15 protein-coding genes and 1 tRNA gene are annotated in these 17,783 nt (G+C 64.7%); 7 read left to right on the top strand and 9 right to left on the bottom strand.

All coding sequences use genetic code 11. The annotated features are described in order from the left end of the window. Nucleotides 1-39: 39 nt before the first annotated feature. The 6 genes from KF907_RS02570 to KF907_RS02545 all read left to right on the top strand — a co-directional run bounded on the left by KF907_RS02570 (nt 40) and on the right by KF907_RS02545 (nt 5,140). Nucleotides 40-1,872, top strand: a complete 1,833-nt coding sequence (locus KF907_RS02570) for a DegV family protein (RefSeq protein ID WP_291217860.1) — start codon at nt 40-42, stop codon at nt 1,870-1,872. Nucleotides 1,873-1,953: 81 nt separating this feature from the next. Beyond that, nucleotides 1,954-2,583, top strand: a complete 630-nt coding sequence (gene plsY / locus KF907_RS02565; RefSeq protein WP_291217858.1) for a glycerol-3-phosphate 1-O-acyltransferase PlsY — start codon at nt 1,954-1,956, stop codon at nt 2,581-2,583. Beyond that, entirely contained in the window at nt 2,580-3,575 is a 996-nt protein-coding gene (locus KF907_RS02560; protein WP_291217856.1) for a biotin--[acetyl-CoA-carboxylase] ligase, read from the top strand. Before plsY ends, KF907_RS02560 begins: the two co-directional genes overlap by 4 nt. Beyond that, complete coding sequence (locus KF907_RS02555; RefSeq protein ID WP_291217854.1) at nt 3,572-4,309, top strand: type III pantothenate kinase; 738 nt, start codon at nt 3,572-3,574, stop codon at nt 4,307-4,309. The genes KF907_RS02560 and KF907_RS02555 overlap by 4 nt, the downstream gene beginning before the upstream one ends. Before the next feature lie 37 nt (nt 4,310-4,346). After that, nucleotides 4,347-5,003, top strand: a complete 657-nt coding sequence (locus tag KF907_RS02550; RefSeq protein WP_291217852.1) for an SPOR domain-containing protein — start codon at nt 4,347-4,349, stop codon at nt 5,001-5,003. 64 nt (nt 5,004-5,067) lie between these two features. Then, a tRNA-Thr gene (locus KF907_RS02545) sits at nt 5,068-5,140 on the top strand. Between the two features lie 320 nt (nt 5,141-5,460). On the opposite strand, the gene KF907_RS02540 is transcribed toward KF907_RS02545, so the two are convergent. From KF907_RS02540 to KF907_RS02530, 3 genes are all read right to left on the bottom strand, one after another. After that, nucleotides 5,461-5,694: a hypothetical protein gene (locus tag KF907_RS02540; protein ID WP_291217850.1), complete on the bottom strand. Its 234-nt coding sequence runs from the start codon at nt 5,692-5,694 to the stop codon at nt 5,461-5,463. Nucleotides 5,695-6,080: 386 nt separating this feature from the next. Continuing rightward, complete coding sequence (locus KF907_RS02535) at nt 6,081-6,275, bottom strand: hypothetical protein (RefSeq protein ID WP_291217848.1); 195 nt, start codon at nt 6,273-6,275, stop codon at nt 6,081-6,083. A gap of 323 nt (nt 6,276-6,598) precedes the next feature. Continuing rightward, the gene (locus KF907_RS02530) at nt 6,599-9,226 is read right to left on the bottom strand and encodes a peptidoglycan DD-metalloendopeptidase family protein (RefSeq protein WP_291217846.1); all 2,628 of its coding nucleotides are present in this window, start codon (nt 9,224-9,226) and stop codon (nt 6,599-6,601) included. Between the two features lie 225 nt (nt 9,227-9,451). On the opposite strand from KF907_RS02530, the gene KF907_RS02525 reads away from it, so the two are divergent. Further along, on the top strand, nt 9,452-9,934 hold the full coding sequence (locus KF907_RS02525) for a hypothetical protein (RefSeq protein ID WP_291217844.1): 483 nt from the start codon (nt 9,452-9,454) through the stop codon (nt 9,932-9,934). A 22-nt stretch (nt 9,935-9,956) separates the two neighbouring features. Here KF907_RS02525 and KF907_RS02520 read toward each other — a convergent pair whose 3' ends face one another. The 6 genes from KF907_RS02520 to KF907_RS02495 all read right to left on the bottom strand — a co-directional run bounded on the left by KF907_RS02520 (nt 9,957) and on the right by KF907_RS02495 (nt 17,692). Then, nucleotides 9,957-12,107, bottom strand: a complete 2,151-nt coding sequence (locus KF907_RS02520; protein WP_291217842.1) for a VIT and vWA domain-containing protein — start codon at nt 12,105-12,107, stop codon at nt 9,957-9,959. A 44-nt stretch (nt 12,108-12,151) separates the two neighbouring features. Further along, nucleotides 12,152-12,550, bottom strand: a complete 399-nt coding sequence (locus KF907_RS02515; RefSeq protein ID WP_291217840.1) for a MerR family transcriptional regulator — start codon at nt 12,548-12,550, stop codon at nt 12,152-12,154. Nucleotides 12,551-13,271: 721 nt separating this feature from the next. Further along, nucleotides 13,272-13,982: a hypothetical protein gene (locus tag KF907_RS02510; protein ID WP_291217838.1), complete on the bottom strand. Its 711-nt coding sequence runs from the start codon at nt 13,980-13,982 to the stop codon at nt 13,272-13,274. A gap of 3 nt (nt 13,983-13,985) precedes the next feature. Further along, entirely contained in the window at nt 13,986-17,183 is a 3,198-nt protein-coding gene (locus KF907_RS02505) for a hypothetical protein (protein ID WP_291217836.1), read from the bottom strand. After that, nucleotides 17,180-17,500, bottom strand: a complete 321-nt coding sequence (locus KF907_RS02500; RefSeq protein WP_291217834.1) for a hypothetical protein — start codon at nt 17,498-17,500, stop codon at nt 17,180-17,182. The genes KF907_RS02505 and KF907_RS02500 overlap by 4 nt, the downstream gene beginning before the upstream one ends. After that, nucleotides 17,501-17,692: a type II toxin-antitoxin system Phd/YefM family antitoxin gene (locus KF907_RS02495; protein ID WP_291217831.1), complete on the bottom strand. Its 192-nt coding sequence runs from the start codon at nt 17,690-17,692 to the stop codon at nt 17,501-17,503. Nucleotides 17,693-17,783: the final 91 nt, after the last annotated feature.

Raw genomic sequence — 17,783 nt, 5'->3', positions numbered from 1 at the left:
CGGTCACCCTCGTGCCGTGCTTGTGCCTACACTTGGGCGATGTCCGCCATCCCCGTCCCGCAGCGCCCTCTCGTGCCGCATGCCGGCGGGCGCGTGCTCAAGCGCGCCCTGCTCGCCGGCATCGCGCGCGTGGTCGCCGAGCGCGATGGCCTGAATCGCATCAACGTCTTTCCGGTCGCCGATGGCGACACCGGCAGCAACCTCGGCTTCACCCTGGCCGCCGTGCGTGAGGCGCTGCGACCGTTGCGCTCGGCGCACGCTGGCGAGGTGTTGCGCGCGGTGGCCGGCGAGGCGATCGACGGCGCGCGCGGCAATTCCGGGGCCATCCTTGCGCAGTTCCTGCAGGGCTTCGGCGAGACGCTCGCCGGGTCTGCGCGGATCGCTGCGGATGCACTGGCCGCGGCGGCCGCATCCGGTGCGGTACAGGCGCGGCTTGCCGTCGCCGAACCGCGCGAAGGCACGATGCTGTCGGTGATCTCCGCGTTCGCGCGTGCCCTGCAGGGCGCGTTGCCGACCGGTGGTGACCTGCGCACCCAATTCACGGTGGCGCTGGCGGCAAGCCGTGCCGCACTGGCGGCGACGCCCGACCAGCTCGCCGTGCTGCGCAAGGCCGGTGTGGTCGATGCCGGTGCGCAGGGCTTCGTGCATCTGCTCGAAGGCATCGATGACTTCATGCGTCGCGGGCGCCGTGCCGTGCTCGAGGCGAGCGACGACGTGAGTGGCGAACATGGCGTGGTCGTCGCTGGCGGATTCGCCGATGTCGACATGGGGCATCGCTGGTGCAGCGAATGCGTGCTCTCCGGCGCCGACCTCGACCGCAGCGCCGTGCGCGAAGCGCTGGCACGCATCGATGGTTCGAGCCTCGTCCTTGCCGGCACGCGCGAGAAGCTGCGCGTGCACATGCATGTCGACGATCCGGAGCGCCTGTTCGCGACCCTGTCCGCGTTCGGCGAGGTACGTGCGCGCAAGGCCGACGACATGCGCGCACAGCAGCGCAGCGCGCAGGCGCGCGGCGGGGTCGCCATCGTGGTCGATTCGGCGGCCGACCTGCCGGCCGAGGCTTTCGAGCGCCTGCCGATCCATTTGGTGCCGGTACGCGTGACTGTCGGTGCGCGTGACTACCTGGACAAGGTATCGCTGTCGGCGCAGGGCTTTCACGCCATGCTGCGTTCGGCCGATGTGCCGGTGCGCACTTCGCAGCCGCCGCCGGGTGATTTCCGCCGCCTGTTCGAGTTCCTGCTGAGCCACCATCACGAGGTCGTCTACGTCGGCCTCTCGCGTGCGTTGTCGGGCACCCTGCAAGCCGGCGAGAGCGCGGCGGCAGCGCTGGTCGCGCGCGTGCGCGTGGTCGATACCGGCAATGTCTCCGGCGGCGAGGGTCTGCTCGCGATGCTCGCGGCCGAGCGTGCGCTGGCCGGCGCCGATGCGGGCGAGATCGTCGCCGCCGTCGAACGTGCGCGCGCACGGACCGCGACCTTCGCCTTCGTGCGTGACCTGTCGTCGGCGGTGCGCGGCGGCCGTGTGCCGCGCTGGGCCTTGCCGATCACGCGCTGGTTGCGCCTGGTGCCGTTCGTGCGCATCGGCGGCGATGACGGCCGCCTGCATGTGCGAGGCGTGATGGTCGGCCACGCCGGCCTCGCCGAGCGCTTTGCGGCCCGCGTGCTCGCCACGCTCGATCCGTCGCAGCGCTGGCGCGCCCAGGTCATGCATTGCGACAATCGCGACGAGGCCGAGCGCGTGCGCGCCGCGCTGCTCGCGCGGCGACCGGACATCGAATGCACCGACGTGCTCGACGCCGGCAGCGCGATCGCCGCACATGCCGGTATCGGTGCGGTGGCGCTGTCGGTGATGCCACGGTTGGATGTGGCTTGAGGAAATACTGATCGCGGCTGCAGCCGCGAAATTGCCTGGTCTGTCGCAGCGCGTGAACCAGTTTCGTGGAAATCCCTGGCAATGCTGATCGTGCTGGCCAAACTTGTTGCGTCCTGGCTGCTCGGTTCGATCAGCGGCAGCCTCGTGCTCGGGCGCTGGCGTGGGGTCGACATCCGCGATCATGGCAGCGGCAACGCCGGCGGCACCAATGCGCTGCGCGTGGCCGGCTGGAAGTTTGCCCTGGGGGTGGTCGTGATCGACATCGGCAAGGGCGCGCTCGCCGCATGGATCGGTCTGGACGAGGTCGCTGCTGCGCGCATCGGCGTTGATGCCATTGCGCTCGGCGCGGGTTGTGCTTTCGCCGCGGTCATCGGTCATTGCTGGCCGGTGTATTTCGGCTTCCGCGGTGGCAAGGGTGCCGGCACGGCGGTCGGCGGCGTGCTCGTGCTCGCGCCCGTGTTCGTGCTGCCGATGCTGACGGTGTGGCTGGCGATCGTGTTCGCGACGCGTTTCGTCGGACTTGCCACCGTGCTCGCCGCGCTTGCGTTTCCGTTGTGCGTCTGGCTTGCCGGTGTCGCCGGTTGGCAGCCGCCGCCGGCCCTGCTCGTGTTCGCGCTGGCGGTCGCCGTGCTGATCGTGTTCACCCATCGCGCCAACCTGCGCCGCCTGTGGCGTGGCGAGGAGCCGCGCATCGGTCGCTCGCGCGCATGAGTGGAGACGCCGCCCAGCGCCTGCTGCGCGCGCTTTGTGCGCAGTCGCCCTGCTCGGGCAGCGAGCTGGCCGCGCGTGCCGGTGTCACGCGCGCGGCGGTGTGGAAGCAGATCGAGGCGCTGCGTACCGAGGGCGTGGCGATCGAGGCACAGGCCGGGCGCGGCTATCGCCTGGCCGCACCGATCGAACTGCTCGATGCGCGGGCGATCGCGGCGCATCTGTCGCCGGTCTTGCGCCGGCGCTTTGGTGGCATCGAGGTGCACTGGCGGATCGATTCGACCAACAGCGCGTTGCTGCGCACGGCGGCCGGCGATGAGCGCGTGCTCGCGGCTTGCCTGGCCGAACGGCAGACGCACGGGCGCGGGCGTCGTGGCCGGGGCTGGCACATGCCGCTCGGCGGTGGCATCGCCTTGTCGCTGCGTCGGCGCTTCGACGGCAGCATGGCTGCGCTGGCCGGCCTCAGCCTCGCCATCGGGGTTGCCGTCGTGCGTGCGCTCGCGAAGCACGAGCTGGCTGGTGTCGGGCTGAAGTGGCCGAACGACGTCGTGGTCGACGGACGCAAGCTTGCCGGCATCCTGATCGAACTGACCGGCGAGGCGCATGGTCCGTGCGTGGCCGTGATCGGCATTGGCCTCAACCTGCGACTCGGCGTGGCAGGGCAGGCGATTGACCAGCCCTGGACCGATCTGGCGACGCTCGCCGGTACGGCAATGCCGGGCCGCAATGTGCTTGCCGCCGACCTGCTCGCCGAGATCGCCGCGGCGACCGATGTTTTCGCGCTGCATGGTTTCGCAGCCTTCGTCGACGACTATGCGCGTCTCGACGTGCTGGCTGGGCGCTCATTGCGCATGCTCGGCACGCCCACGCTCGTGCAAGGCATTGGTCGTGGCGTCGATGCGCAAGGCCGGTTGCGTCTGGCCTGCGCGCACGGAGAGTGCGTCGTCGATAGCGGTGAGGTCAGCGTGCGCACGATCGACGGGACGGTGGCATGAGACTGCTGGTCGACATCGGCAACACGCGCCTCAAATGGGCGTTGGCCTCGCCCGAAGGCTTCTCGCCCGGTGGCGCGTTTGCGCATGCCGACACGCCGTTCGATGAAGCGCTGGCAGCGCAGTGGGTCGGACTGCCTGCCGTCGATTCGATCCATGTCGCCAGCGTTGTCGATACAGATAGGGAGGCCGCGCTGCACGCGCTGCTGCTTGCGCGTTGCGGCCGCGAGGCCGAGTTTGTGCGCAGCCCGGCCGCCGCACTGGGCATCGTCAACGCCTATCACCAGCCGCTACGGCTGGGCGTCGACCGCTTCCTCGCCATGGCCGCTGCGCATGCACAGGCGCCCCGCGCACAGGTCGTTGTCGGTTGCGGCACGGCCCTGACTCTCGATGCGCTCGATGCTTCCGGTCGCCATCTCGGCGGCCTCATCGCGCCGTCGCCACACCTGATGCGCCGTGCTCTCGGCTTCGCCACGGCGCGCGTCGGCACAGGTGCGGGCCGTCTTGTCGAGATTGCCGAAGACACGCTCGATGGTGCCTGGTCGGGTACCGCCCTGGCCGCGGTGGCCCTGGTCGAGCGTTTCCGTGGCGAAGTCGCGCGTCGTCTCGGCACGGCGGTCGCCCTGGTCGGCGATGGCGGTGGCCTCGACGAATGGCGCGCGCAACTGCCCGATCTCGAACGTGCCCACGATCTCGTCCTGCGCGGCCTCGCCCTGTGGAGTGAGCGGGCGGGCTAGAATCCGCGCGACTTCATCATTGGCCAGCCGAGACCGGATGTTTCCGCGCTTCCTGTTCCTGTTTTTGCTCGCGCTCAACATCGGTGGCGCGTGCTGGATCGCGTTCGCGCCGGCACCTGCCGAACGCGCTCCGGAGCTGCTGCCCGAGCCCGGCGTCGCCCGCCTGATCCTGCTGTCCGAACGCGACGGCGGCGACGGTGCCTCACCGGCGTCCACGGCGGCGGTTGCCGGTCGCGGCGACGACGTCTGCCGCACGCTCGGTCCGTTCGCGACACAGGCCGACATGCGCGCGGCAATGCAGGTGCTGACCCCGCAGGTGCGACGCATCCAGTACCGCAATGCGCGCGCCACCCAATCGCGCGGCTACTGGGTCTACCTGCCGGCGGTGAAGTCGCGCGAGGAAGCGCTCGGCCTCGCGCGCTCGTTGTCATCGAAGGGCGTGCGCGACTACTACGTGGTCACCGCCGGCGAGCAGCAGAACACGGTTTCGCTCGGCCTGTTCCGCGAGCAGGCCAATGCCGAGCGCCGCCGTGCCGAGATCACCGCGCTCGGCTTCGCGCCCGAAGTCATCCAGCGCACCGAGGAACTGCCGGTGTATTTCATTGACTACGCGATCGCCCGCGACGCCACGCTCGATGCACGCGCACGTGCCGCAGTCGCTGCTGTGGCCGAGCAGGCGGTGGAGTGTTTCTAGGGATGCTCTGAGCAATCCCGCCATTGCGGGATTGCTCAGAGCATCCCTAGAATGCGCGGCCTGTGCCGGCATAGCTCAGTTGGTAGAGCAACCGCCTTGTAAGCGGTAGGTCCCCAGTTCGAATCCGGGTGCCGGCATGTCTACCGTCATGCCGTGGTACCGGCCACGGCCAAGGATGCTCTGATCGATCCCGCAACGGCGTTACCGTCTTGCGTGGGCGCAGATCGATGCGCGACGGCGAAGGCGGACGACGGTGTGTCGAGCCGGCGCAACGCCGAGCTGCGCTCGTTGAACGACATCGCGCCCCGACTGCCCCCCTGGCCACGCTGGCATGGGGTTCGCGAGAGGATTCATCGCAACCACGGAACGAAGACGAACCGGACATCGGTCCGTCGCCGGTTTCCCGGCGAAGACAGGCCGCTGCCGCCCCTTCCGGACGGCACCCGCAAGCCTTTCCTCACTGAAGCCTTGCCGAGCGCACCAGGGCTTCGGCTTCCGCCAGGAAGTGATCGAACATCACACGCATGATGTCGGCGTAGACGTGGGTCGCCGATCCGTTGCGGACGTTCACCGCGCATTCGCGAATGAACTCGATCGACACGATCTCGGCGGCCTCCTCGGCGGCGATGGCGCGGATCAGTTTCCGGTCCGACGCGTCCAGGCGCAGGCGTCGATCATTCGTCAGTTCCATGGTCACTCCAGCTCGTTTCTGCCGAGCGTCGCAGATTCAGGGAATCCGGCAAGCCCCGACTCAAGCCCCCACTCCAAGTTCGTTGCCTACAGGGCAATGTCTGGCCCGGCAGGATACCGGCGCACTCGTTCGTGAGGGACCTCGTCCCTTCACGGGCGCGTGGTCTCTTGAAGGAGATGATCGCGGTCGACCAAGACGAGGTTTGCGACTTCCAGCTCCTTCCGACAAGGCGCTGGCCGAGCGCCGCGAGATCCTTGGGAAGATGCTGGCCCCCCTGCCTGTTGGCAGCGACTACCGCAAGGGCATCCACTAGCCCGCAAGCTGATCGAGGTAATGGCGACCCGTGCAGCAGCTTCGGATGAAGCCGGCTGCGAACCTTGCGGATGTCACGGCGCCATTGCGGGATTGATCAGGGCATCCCTTGAAGTCACGAGGCTGAGTTTTCCTCGGGGCTGCAGCCGTTCCACCATCGCGCGGAGTTCTTCGTTCGTCCCGGTCGCGGCGACACGCACGGCGAGGCGATAGAGATCCGAGCAGTCGGCGGGAACGCTTTTCAGGGGCGACGGTTCGGGCGTGTTCATGCGCGCAGCGTACCGCCACCTTGTCGTCATGCAACCGCTGCCGCGGAGCGGTGCGAAATGGTCGTGAAGTGCGAGGATCAGCGGCCGCAGCGTAGCGAAATCCAACGCGCGGTCGCGCAACCCGTGCCCAAACCGGCGCTTGCGCGGCCTCTGGCTACCCGCAAGGAGTTACATGCCTCACGTTTGCGCCAGGCGCGCACCGCCAGCAGGCATCTTCGCCCCTTGCGGCGTCGCGAGCGCAGCTGATCCGAAACGACCCGCGCAGGCACGATCGGGTGTGCCTGCGCCGGTGACGCGGCACCGGTATTGCTGCTCGGAGCGCATCATTGCAGTGGCGGGGCCTGTCCGTTTCTCCAGAGCTGCGGACTGAGGGCGCCGGCATTGTTGAGCAGGGGATTGCTGGCATGGTTGCGGAAGCGCCACGCCCACGGATCGAAGCCCTGAGGCGCCAGCCAGCCGAAGGGATCGACCGCGCCGACGCTGGCATCGCGATCCCAACTTCCCCCGACGAAGTTGAGTTCAAAGGTCGGGCGGAACGTCAGGTTGGTGTGGCGGATCACGCCCAGGTGCAGATGCTCGCCGCTGGACGCCCCGGTCGTGCCGACCTGGCCGAGCACGTCACCCGCCAGCACGAGATCGCCCGTGCGCACTGCGGTATCGCTCATGTGTGCGTAGTAGGTGGTGAACTCCTCGGCATAGCGGCCGCCGCCGACCGAGTGGCGCACGAACACTTCGCGTTGATAGGGATCCATGCTTGCGGGAGAGAACCGTGGTACGTGTCGCGGGATGGCCATGGTCACGCGGCCATCCGCGACTGCGATCACGTTGCGTGAATTGGTGACGCCTATGTCAATGGCCGGCTCGTCGACGCCGGAGTTGTCGTAGTTGCAGGTGGATGGGTTGGCGTCCGGATTGCCGATGCTGCGCTGGCGACCGCGATTGTCGATGGCGCAGGCATTGAACCCGTTGGTCGAGGACTGGCCGAAATCCGTGACGTCCAGCGAAATTTTGTAGGGGTCGTGATTGAAGGACTGGGTATTGCCCACGCCGCTGTTGGTGCCGGTGTAGGGTCGCGAAAACACCGGCATGGCATCCGGCGATGCGGTGAACACGCAGTTGCTGCGGCCGGCAGCGTCATTGAAGGCCAGGTCGAATGGCGCAGTGCCGTTGCCCGAGCGCAGGGTGATGAAACCACCGCTGCAGGTGCCGATGACCCAGTTGAAGCCGCTCAGCGAATACTTGCCGGCGCGCTCGATGATCAGGCTGGGGTTGTCGTTGAGGAAAACCTGGCAGGGGTCACTGCCGCTGCCCTGCGGAAGCAGACCGAACGCGCCATTCGCAGCGCGCACGCTGCAATAGTTGCCGAGCCCCGCGGGTGGTTGCGTGATCGGCGTGGCGAGCGTCGAAGGGGCAACCCCGTCGTAGTCGAAGTCCGCACTGAACAGGCCGTCAGTCACGAGGGCGCCGGCCACGGGCGCGATCGGACCGGGTTCGTCGAGATTGCCATCGCCATCATGGTCGTAGACGAAGGAAGGAAAGCGATTGCGGTTGACCAGGAACAGGAGGTTGCCTCGGTAGATCGTCGAATCCACCAGGGTCTCACCGACGCGTCGCCAGGAACTGTTCGGGTGCGCCACTTGACTCACGGAAACTTCAGGCATGGACGTGAAGGTGATGCCATCGCCAGCGTAGGCCTGGGGGCCGGATTCCACCACGCTGCCATCGGCTTCAAAACGCATGCTGACGAAATCGGAGCTGCCATAGGTCGATGCATCCGTCTCGCTGTTTTCATGCGTGCCGAGGGCATAGAAGCTGCCATCGTCACGCACGTGGATGCGCGTCAGGGTGCTGTCCCCGGTTTCCCGGATTCCACCGCCGAAGTTGGAGAAGCGGAAGCTGAGGCGTCCGGCATTCGAGAACGTCGGATCGAGCGCGCCATTCGCGCCGCGAATGGCCATGACGCACGATGTATCAGCGAGTGAGAAGGCGAAGCTGAGATTGCATGCGGCCAACAGACGGTTTCGGCCGGCATCCCAGGCGAGGTCGGTGAGGCTCGGAGTGGACGCGATTTGTGAGGTGTTCTCGATGAGCAGGCGGCCCTGGTTGCCGAAGCTGGTGACGAATCCACCACTTGAGTTGAAACGAGCGAAGCCGTAGGCGCGAGCACCATTGGCATCGGTGATGGTGCCGCCGGCGATGAGGTGGCCATTGGGCAGGGCAACGATGCGTTTGCAGCTGTCGTTGCGCGTGCCACTGACGCCGAAATCCACTTCCGCCCAGCCGTTGCCGGAGAAGCTGGTGTCGAGCTGTCCGTTGGCGCTGAAGCGCATGATCAGCATGTTGCTGGAAGCGCCGCGCTTGACCGAACCACAGGCGACGATCTTGTCGCCGATGGACAGGACATGCTCCAGGTGCGAATCGGTGCCAACGAAACCGAGAACACTGGCCAGCACGACTTGGCCGTCGGCAGAGAAGCTGGTGTCTGCGGAACCGTTGGCTCGACGTCGCATCAGGAATCCACTGGTGCCGGAGCCTGTGGTGGCGTAGCCGGCAATGATCGGGCGGTTGACATCATCCACGGCGAGGGAATTGCACACATCGAGATTGGCGCCGCCGAGATCGAGCGCAATGCGCTGCGTGGCCTCCAACTCCTGCGGCCCGGTAAAACTCATGTCGAGCAGGCGGGCATTGGCGATATGCCGGGTCAGCGCGCAATCGAGATTGGTGCTGCCATCCTCGCGCCAGTCGTTCAGGATCAGGATTCGGTCGGCATGATCGACCGCGATCGCATCGGCATAGTTGTTCTCCAGATGCTCACGGGTGATGTTCAGGAACACGCCGCTGGCCCGGTCTGGACCGAACGTGTCCCAGGTTTCTCCAGTCCCGGCTTGAGCCAGTGCTTGGCCGGCGGGAATCAGGCTCAGGGCCGCAGCCAGCATTCGGATACGCATGTGTGAGCTCCTCGTGGTCAGGACGCCGTGCCTGTGCCGCGCCGCTGGCGGGCGGTGTGGATCAAGCGGGTTCCGTCATGTCGCGCATGGATCGCAGTGGGCCTGGGCATCCGTGTTGTGGCCCATTCCAACCATCCTTGGCATGTGAGCCGTCGCGGTCCTTCCATTGTTCCGGTCCCCCTATCGAGCAGACACGGAAAGCGGCGGTGACAGAGGCCACGCCTGATGCCGGTCCTGCCTGTGCCTGTGGCGCCATCGAAGCCAGGCAAGATCCGGAGACGCACATGTCCAAACTTCACCCCGTGCCGGCAGGCCTATGCATCGCCGGACCGGGCCAAAGGTCGCTTCGACGCCGCGGCGCGGCGCCTGCATGAATCCTTCGGGATGCTCAGATCGGTCAGCGGTGACAGCATCTACACCTGGCTGACGGCCATGCTCGAAGTCCAGGCACTGACCTTGGGTGTGCCTCCGGACCGAGCCGACGCGCGCGCCGCAGAAGCAGTCGCGGCCCTGCAGCGGGTCGCTCCGGATGATCCTTACAACTCAACCTTTGTGGCCGCCACCGTGGGCAGCTTGCGCGAGGCCCAGGGGCGCCATGCCGAAGCGGTCGCGTGGGGCTATGCCTCGTTCCATCCCTTGTTTGTCGCGAACCCGGACGCCGGGCTCGCGCGGTTCAAGGATCTCGGTCGACTCGCGGAGGCTCCATGATGCAGTCCCGCTTCACAGACGATCAGGGGTTCGACAGGCTTCTGCCCCCGAGCACCATCGCCAGTTCGGCTTCCTGCTCATCACTCAAGTCGAGCCGGGCATCGTGCAGCAAGGTCAGCAATGCGCCTTCCGCCATGTCGTCAAAGTGATGGAACTCAAGCCAGGCCCGTGCAAGCGGCCGCAGGCGAGGCTCCAGTTGTGCAACCACGGCATCGATTGAGGGTATGCGCCCCTCGGTCAGGAGCAATGCCAGCAGGGCCTGCAGTACGGATTGCTTGTCCGCCTGGTGGATGCTCAGGGAATCCCTCGTTGCCGATTCCGCTTCCGGATGTTCCGCAACCTCCATGACGACAGGATCATCCTGCACGCTGCGTCGCAGGAAACTCGGTAGATCCATGCGGTCGATCGTGGAATCGCCTGGCGCCATATCGTATGCCTCGAATTTGTCGAGTCCGTAGCTCAAACCCGGCAAGGCGCGGAGCGACATTCCTGCGACCAACATCCCTTGGGGCAGCATGTGGCGCACGGGTGTGACGCGTGGCAATCCCTCCGCCAGTTCATGGTCGCCTCGCAACTTCACCAGCACGGCTTTGGTTTCCGGGCTCACCAGACCATAACGAAGCGCCAAGGTTTCCCGGTCTGCCTTTGCTGCATGACTGTAGGCCTGCTGCCCGGCCCAGACGCGCATGCTGGGCATGCTTTGGACTTGGCCAAATTCCAGTTCAAAGGCGACTTCGCCCGCTGTGCGTACCGTGGCTTTTCGCGGTTTCTTATCCTTCGCGAAGGCAATGGCCGTAACGGCGTCCCCCGGATAGGTAGCGCCCAACGGAAGGGCCTGTACATCCGCCCCTTCCCAATTCACTTCAACCTTTACCGGCGCCGCGCGCACGCGGCGGAACTGCCGCATCACGCCGGCATCGATCGGCTCGGCAGGTACGGCGCGTTCCAGCGTCGCATGGGTTTCCTCGGCCAAGGGTGCCAACACGTCCACACCGGCGCTGCTGCCCACCGCCACAACGAAAACCCGAATACCCATTTCGGCAGCGCGACGACTGGCGTGCGCAAGCTCCTGCGCACTGACAGCACCATCGGTCACCAGGATGACAGCCTTGCCGCCAGGCTCCCCATCCGTACTGGCCAGCGAATCCAGCGCCAACATGAGGGCCTCGTCCATTTCCGTGCCACCCAGGTCCGCATCGATGGTGGCGATCAGCTCATGCAAGGCACTCTTCACGCGGGGCAAGGCCCGCAGCGGACGCCTGAACATGGGAATGGCCCGACTGCCGAAGCGAATCACCTGGATGCGGTCGGTGTCCTCCAAGGCATCCACCACAGCAGCCAATGCCTGGCGTGATTGAACGATGGCGTCGCCTGACATCGAGCCGGAGCCGTCAAGCAGCAGGCAGATCTCGCGGGCACCTTCCGCCGCGATGGCCACTTGCGGGATGGTGAAGGTCATCATGGCGATGCTGCCATCGTCATCGTCCACCAATCGCGCCTGCGCCAACGGCGCATTGCCGAGTTCGAAGTTCAGCACCAGATCGCGGTCCAGCATGGCCTTGCCAATGCGCAGCACAGTTTCGTCCTGTTGCTGCTCGAAGCGTGCACCTTCCATTGCGCACCGCACCGGCCGGCCAGCCAGCAGTCCGCGTACACGGATTTCGGCATCCAGCGGGTGTTCCGCCATGAAATCATGCTGCGGCTCGACAACTTCATCCAGCCGCATTCGGCCATAGCGTGGTCGATGCACCAGGGGCAGACTGAACCGCGCAACACCATCAGCCACATTGAGCATCGCGCTGAAGCGCAAGACGATCTCGCCCTGTTCGCCCGGCTTCAGATTGCCCAGGTTGACGCACAGCATCCCTCGTTCGACCTGCTCAAGCAGGATCGCCGCATGGCCGTCGCTGATGGCATCGTCATAGCGCCGATTCGCCTGCTCGGCCGGAAGCACCTGCGCCACCAGTGATTCATCGCCCAGAGTCGCCTGCATGCCACAGAACGCGGCGTCCAGCGGCACGGGGAACGAGTAAACCGCTTCGATGGCGGAGTCACCTTCATTGCGAAAGCTGTGACGCAACTCGTACTCGGCCAAGAGGTCCACGATCTCGACCTTGAGCACGGAGTGCGCCAGCGGTGATGTGGCGTGATTTCGACGACGAATGCGGTTCATGGTGTCCTCTCGTATGTCTTGCCGTGGTCTGCCGAGGCAGATCTTCAGTCCTGTGATGAATCCCTGATCGTGTCCAAGGCCGCCATCACCGACTGGAACAATCGACGCACTTGTTCCTGCGTCAGGCCCGCACGCTCCGGCGCCACCACCAGTTCAATGCCGTCGGTCAGGACAAGGTGCGAACGCACCTCGACTGCGCCCGGACGACGCGGGGCCAGGGGTGGCTCGCGCTTGGCTTGAAGCAAACCCGCAATGGCGTCCAGGGAAAGGCCCGATTCCTGCCACTGGCGTATCCGCAGCAGGTCCGACAGGTGATTGGCCGTGTACCAGGCGCCGCGCCTTTCACCTTCGGGGCCGGCGATCAGCCCTTTCTGGATGTAGTAGCGAATGGTTCGACCGGGAACTCCGGCCTGCTCACTCAGTTGCTCTAGTGTCAGCTTCATATAGCCACCATAAGTGGCGCATATACTGTCTAATAATAAACCGACTGTCAACAGCCCTGTCGGCCCTCGACGACAGACCGCGTCGCGAGGCCCCTGCGGCGGACGGACATCACGTCATGAGCAGGTAAGGATCCAGTGTCGACCTCGCGCCAGCGAGGGGTCGGTTTCCCCTGAATCACGGACAAGTGCGGAAGGCGTGGAAGCTTTCGGTATCACGGTCGACCATCGCGAAGTTGGCAACAGAGTGAGACGGGGATTTCCATCCTCTGTCGTCAGACGAACCGGATCGCCTCGCGCAGTTCATCGGTGTCACACAGTCGACTACAGGAAAGGCCATCAGCCGAGATCGTTGCAACCAACCGATCCGACGGAACCGCCCAAAGCGCCTGGAAATCCTTGGCACAGCCAGCGCACAGATAGGGCACAGAGGGGATTGGCGCGCAGCAACGGGCGATGATGAGAACTACGTTTACGCCATCGCCCTCTAACTGAGGCCTCCTTATTGGATGCATGGCGGCTTGCTGGCTGCATGCTACGTTCGGAATCTGGTCGCCAGATCAATCAGACAAGAGGAGGCTGACTGGATCATGGCTGTTCGAGCAGTTTGTCGAGGCCAATCTCAAAGTGGCCAAGGTTATCGTTTCTGGCGATCTTGTGGATCGGGGAGGTGGGAGAGTATGCACGCCCCTCACCCTCAGGGCCTCCGACTCAACACGATCGGTCAAGGACGCACGGATTGGTGCTCAAGCCCCAAGTAGTCGCGTAGTGCGCAAATCAAACGTATGACCTCGATCATGTCCTCAACGAGTGCCTCCTCAGCGACATACCTCTGCAACCGTCCCTTACCTACCCTAGTGAACTCACGATGCACGCGGCCCGCCATTTTCTGCTCGCGGATGAGCAAGCCGGGATTTGCTTTGCAGAATCTCCGGATTAGGTCCTCGGGCAGGAAATCCTCGATCTCCCAATCCAGCCCTGCGCAACTGCAGTTCTGTGCTTCAGCCCGGCGCTGTAGCTCAGGACCTAGGACGCCGTTCGAAGCCGGCATGATCGGATGCAGGAGGAACACATCTCGATAGTATTTCACCCGGAAATCCATCTCGCAAAGCATTCGGGCGTGCTTACGGCCCGCGTGGTCGTTGTCAAACAGCCCCACGAACTTTCGTTCCATCATCAGGCTTGCTGTGTCCTGGGAAGCCATCTGCCGCAGCGTCTGCAACTCTCGCACTACCCCTTGAACGCCGCCATCATCCTTCAGCCCCGCCTCGAAAACGGCAAATCCAGAGTCGAAAAGATCATGATTGCTCTCGCGTTGCCAAAGGTCCCGAGCGAGGCGCAGGTAGCAGACATCGCTCGTCCCTTCGACAACGACGTTGGCCGTGCCGACATTCCAGCCCTTTCCATTGGCGTATCTCTCGACAAGTCCGATCAATGCTCAACCTGCCGTTAGCGGCCGCAGCAACGGACCGTTGTGCCCGAAGGAGATGAGGCCGCTAATATTCGTGCCAGGCCGCAGTTGGGTGCCATCAAATTCGGCTATACGAAACGGGACCCGGTCGTTCTGGAGTTCTTGGACTCTGGCATGAAGCCGTGCTCCCTCTCCGCCCGACGCGATACGGGCGCGGACCTGCCGCCTATTCCCCGTGCTCTCGTCAAGCAACCAGCGGAGACGGTCCGGAACCTCTACGTAGTGCTCCCCTCGTGCCCAGAGCTGGCGGAGTCTTTGGAACCGCCGCGATGCCTCGTGATGGCGGTTTCTCTGATGCATGAGAATCGCCAATTCCAAATCCAGCTGCGGAGATAGGATCGCCGGGTTGCCATCGAGGGTTTCGAGCAGCTCCAGCTGAAGGGCGAAGTCCTTCGGATGATCCATACAGACCAAGATGTAGCGCAGCCGGACCGCCTGTGCGTTGGTCCGCAGCAACGGATGCCCCAGCCGGACGGCCGCGTCGATCCGGTTCGCACGCGGGAAGTCTTCCAGCAGCATGCCCTCACGCCGGGTCATCCCTTCGCCCAAGGCCGACAGTGCCTGCTGGATCGCCTCGCCTTCGGATGATGGCTCGGTGTCATGCAACGCCCCGGCTGACCGAAGCAGCAGGTCGAACGCCTTGTCGGCGAGACGCGACAGCGCGCTTCGTCGCAACTCTGCGGTCTCTCGCTGCATGGCCCCGTAGACGATTCCTAGAACCTCTAGCGCGACGCTCGCTGCGCCGTCGGGATCCTCGTTAGCCCCTACGAGCCGGTCGCGCGCATAGACTTCCAGAACGTAAGAATTGTCAGGGTTCAGCCTGTAGGCGCTATAGGTCGATTTGTTTGCCTTGGCGCGCAGGGCTGCCACCTGTTCGGCTGGCATTCCGCGACGCGCCTCCACCTCGGCGAGGTCGTGATAGGCATGAGCGAGCGAATTATAGAGGTTCAGGTCGGGCTCGCCCCCGGGATCGTGCTCGAGTGCCAGCGCGTCTTCGATATCCCCGGCAGCGCGCCGTAGCAAATCGGCGCGCTCGTCATCGGTGATCGGGAACATGACGTCGTCCTTCGCGATGCGCCGCCGCGATATCGAGCAATGGTGAAGAAACGTCCGGCTGGTTATCCGAAATGCTTTCGGCATCGCGTCCAGAGCCTCCAGCGCTTCACGCCAGTAGAGGGCGAACTCGCTGCGGCCCTGTCCGGGGTCGATCTTGAAGATGCTGGTGGCGAAGGTTTCGGCCAGTTCCACCAAGTCCGGGTGCGCAATCATCGGGTTGGAGGCGATCCGCGCGAGAACCATCAACCGCAGGTGATCGGGATTCTGCGCCTCCGCCAGCCCGGCCGAAGCGCGGGCGGGGGCGTCGTGAAACAGCCCGGTCAGAAGGAACCGTCCCAGTTGATCGTGGATCATCGCCCAGTGGCTTACCGTGTCAAAGCGCTGGCGCACCACGCCCAAGGCCCCGACGGTCGATTGCAGATCAGAGAGTTTGTCACGGGTCGGAAAATCTCCGGACCGTGGCAGCAGTGTCTCGGGCAGAAGCTGGCGCACCGTGCTCATGGCGGCGATGTCTACTATCGCGCGCCGCACGACCGTATCAGCAACCTTCTGCCGGAACTGTTCGTAAAGCCAGCCCTGTACCGTTTCGGTAAGGTCGATTTGCCGTTGCAGCCAGAATGCCAGCGCGATCCAGAATACCGAGCGGCCCGCCGCGGGTCCGAGGAGTGAGTGGTTGACGAATGCCTGCCATTCGTAGGCATCGCGCGCCGTACCCAGCGGTCGAAGAAACCGGTTCAGGTGCCGGCCCAAATCCATCGCCGCTTCCTGCGAGATCTCGTGGGACAGATCGCACAGATGTTCCAGACGCTTCTCCGCGTAGATGGCGACTGGTAGCAGCGCATCAGTTACGAAGACGATGCAGATTCGGCGCCCAGCCTCCGTGATCTGCCTAGAAAAAGCGGCGATATCCCCTTCGCGTCCCTCCCACTGCGACCGATCGAACACGATCAGCCAAGGCGCCTCGTACTGGCGCAAACCCTTCCCGATGTCGGCTGAAGCGATACCGTTCAAGCAGGAGTTAATGAAATTCACTACGCTACGCCCGCTGGGGGTAAAGGGAGCTTGGGTGGCTATCAGCGTCGGATACCCGTCCATGGCCGCCCCGAAGGCGAGGTCGCGAATGAACGTGGTCGCCCCTGCTCCGGACTCCGCCCGGATGTAGAAGATCCGGCTCGCCTCCGGCCCGCTACGGTCGAGGTCCCGCAGCGCCTTTATCAAGGTGTTCCGGGCGCGATCGTCCCGAGACCACGGCATTTGCGCGGCATAGGGTCGCCACGAGGCAGACGGATCCCGGAAGAACCCGTTGATTTCCTCCGAACTCAGCCCCTCCGGCGTCACATATTCCAGATGAACCTCAGAGAGCAGTTCGAAATTGCCCAGAAGTGGATGCTCGGGATCATCGCGTCCCGACAGGTCGACCCGGTGCCTGCTTCCTTGTGCATCCCGGACGCGGATGATGAGCCGGTCGTCGGCGCGCTCCGTATAGCGCCTATGCAGGGCTTCCGACAGCAGAGTCGAAGGGGCCGGCAGCAGTGTTACACGCCGCGCCCCCGCGTCGGCCCGCCATTTGGTGATCTTCTGCCGAGCCTCGGGATCATCGCTAACGACCGTCAAGCCGCACTGGAATCCGTCTTGCCAGAGTTGTCCCAGTTCAACGGGCAGCGTCAGATCGGGCCCGCCGAGCACCACGAGGTTCCGGACCCCGCGCTGCTGCAACTCCATGATCATTTCTATCCGGCGCGCCCGAGCGACGAACCCTGCCTTGTCGGCCCCGGTGCGGCCGTTGAGCAGAAAGATCGGAAGGCCCCGGGGCGGCAGCACGGTGTTTGAGGGCGGGACATCGATGACGTGCACCAGCCCCCTCCGGCGAACGAGCGGAGACTCGATTGCACTGTCCAAAGCATCAACAGCCTTGAGTAGGCCCTCCGATGCGGTCTCACTCAAGACAAATTCCCAGGGCAGACTCAACACCCCTGCGGTCGCTTCTGGCCCTGCCGCCTCAGCAAAGGACGGCATTAGCCAGAGGCAGGCATCGCGAGAATCAAGTTCCGCGAGGATAGGAAGGGCGTCAGGAGCCAGAATTTGCAGCCCTTCAACAATCTCGCTCATTTGTCGCTCATCCGTTCAAATCCCCCGTTAGCCTTGATGTTCTCACCAATAGAGATGCCAGGCTCCTTTGTCGCTCCCAACTGGCCTTGCGCCTGACCGCCGAAGGCGGCCCGTACGTCACGAGCGGCTTTGGCCGCCTGCCCGGCATAGAACGGCAGAAGCGCCTTCAGCGCATCGAGATTGTCGCCTTGGATGAGTATATTCGCCGCCGCCGGATCTCCGGCAGACAGCACGGACGCTTCCTCTAGCAGGCGATACGGCACGCGTGCCGTCGCCCGGACATCCTCATCGCGTGTCAGCCAGTGCAGGATCGGCATTCAGTTCCTCTTCTCATCCTTAGCCAACCGTCGATCTGCAGCGGATTTGCCGGTCAGTCGTTCAAATTCCTCCACCGACATGACCACCACGACGCCGCGCCCGTGCTTTTCGATCAGCACCGGCGCTGCACGCGCCATGTCGATCATCAGCCCGAAGCCGTTTTTCGCTTCGCGCGCCGACATGATTTTCATGACTGATTCCTGCACCGCCCCCATTGCGCCAATTAAGGCGAAATGGCTCTTTTGAGCAACCCGGAAAGGGCGCGGCACAGAAGGCGACCAA

The organism is Dokdonella sp., from assembly GCF_019634775.1.
Classification (GTDB): Bacteria; Pseudomonadota; Gammaproteobacteria; order Xanthomonadales; family Rhodanobacteraceae; genus Dokdonella.
Note: the sequence above shows the minus strand (reverse complement) of the source record. Positions and strands in the feature narration are given on the sequence as shown.

Bases quoted from the DNA above. Each gene is read 5' to 3' on its own strand.
- KF907_RS02540 (WP_291217850.1), bottom strand. From the start codon at position 5,694: ATGGAACTGACGAATGATCGACGCCTGCGCCTGGACGCGTCGGACCGG.
- KF907_RS02530 (WP_291217846.1), bottom strand. From the start codon at position 9,226: ATGCGTATCCGAATGCTGGCTGCGGCCCTGAGCCTGATTCCCGCCGGC.
- KF907_RS02570 (WP_291217860.1), top strand. From the start codon at position 40: ATGTCCGCCATCCCCGTCCCGCAGCGCCCTCTCGTGCCGCATGCCGGC.
- KF907_RS02525 (WP_291217844.1), top strand. From the start codon at position 9,452: ATGCCGGTCCTGCCTGTGCCTGTGGCGCCATCGAAGCCAGGCAAGATC.
- KF907_RS02515 (WP_291217840.1), bottom strand. From the start codon at position 12,550: ATGAAGCTGACACTAGAGCAACTGAGTGAGCAGGCCGGAGTTCCCGGT.
- KF907_RS02555 (WP_291217854.1), top strand. From the start codon at position 3,572: ATGAGACTGCTGGTCGACATCGGCAACACGCGCCTCAAATGGGCGTTG.
- KF907_RS02520 (WP_291217842.1), bottom strand. From the start codon at position 12,107: ATGAACCGCATTCGTCGTCGAAATCACGCCACATCACCGCTGGCGCAC.
- KF907_RS02500 (WP_291217834.1), bottom strand. From the start codon at position 17,500: ATGCCGATCCTGCACTGGCTGACACGCGATGAGGATGTCCGGGCGACG.
- KF907_RS02495 (WP_291217831.1), bottom strand. From the start codon at position 17,692: ATGAAAATCATGTCGGCGCGCGAAGCGAAAAACGGCTTCGGGCTGATG.
- KF907_RS02550 (WP_291217852.1), top strand. From the start codon at position 4,347: ATGTTTCCGCGCTTCCTGTTCCTGTTTTTGCTCGCGCTCAACATCGGT.
- KF907_RS02535 (WP_291217848.1), bottom strand. From the start codon at position 6,275: ATGAACACGCCCGAACCGTCGCCCCTGAAAAGCGTTCCCGCCGACTGC.
- plsY (WP_291217858.1), top strand. From the start codon at position 1,954: ATGCTGATCGTGCTGGCCAAACTTGTTGCGTCCTGGCTGCTCGGTTCG.
- KF907_RS02560 (WP_291217856.1), top strand. From the start codon at position 2,580: ATGAGTGGAGACGCCGCCCAGCGCCTGCTGCGCGCGCTTTGTGCGCAG.
- KF907_RS02505 (WP_291217836.1), bottom strand. From the start codon at position 17,183: ATGAGCGAGATTGTTGAAGGGCTGCAAATTCTGGCTCCTGACGCCCTT.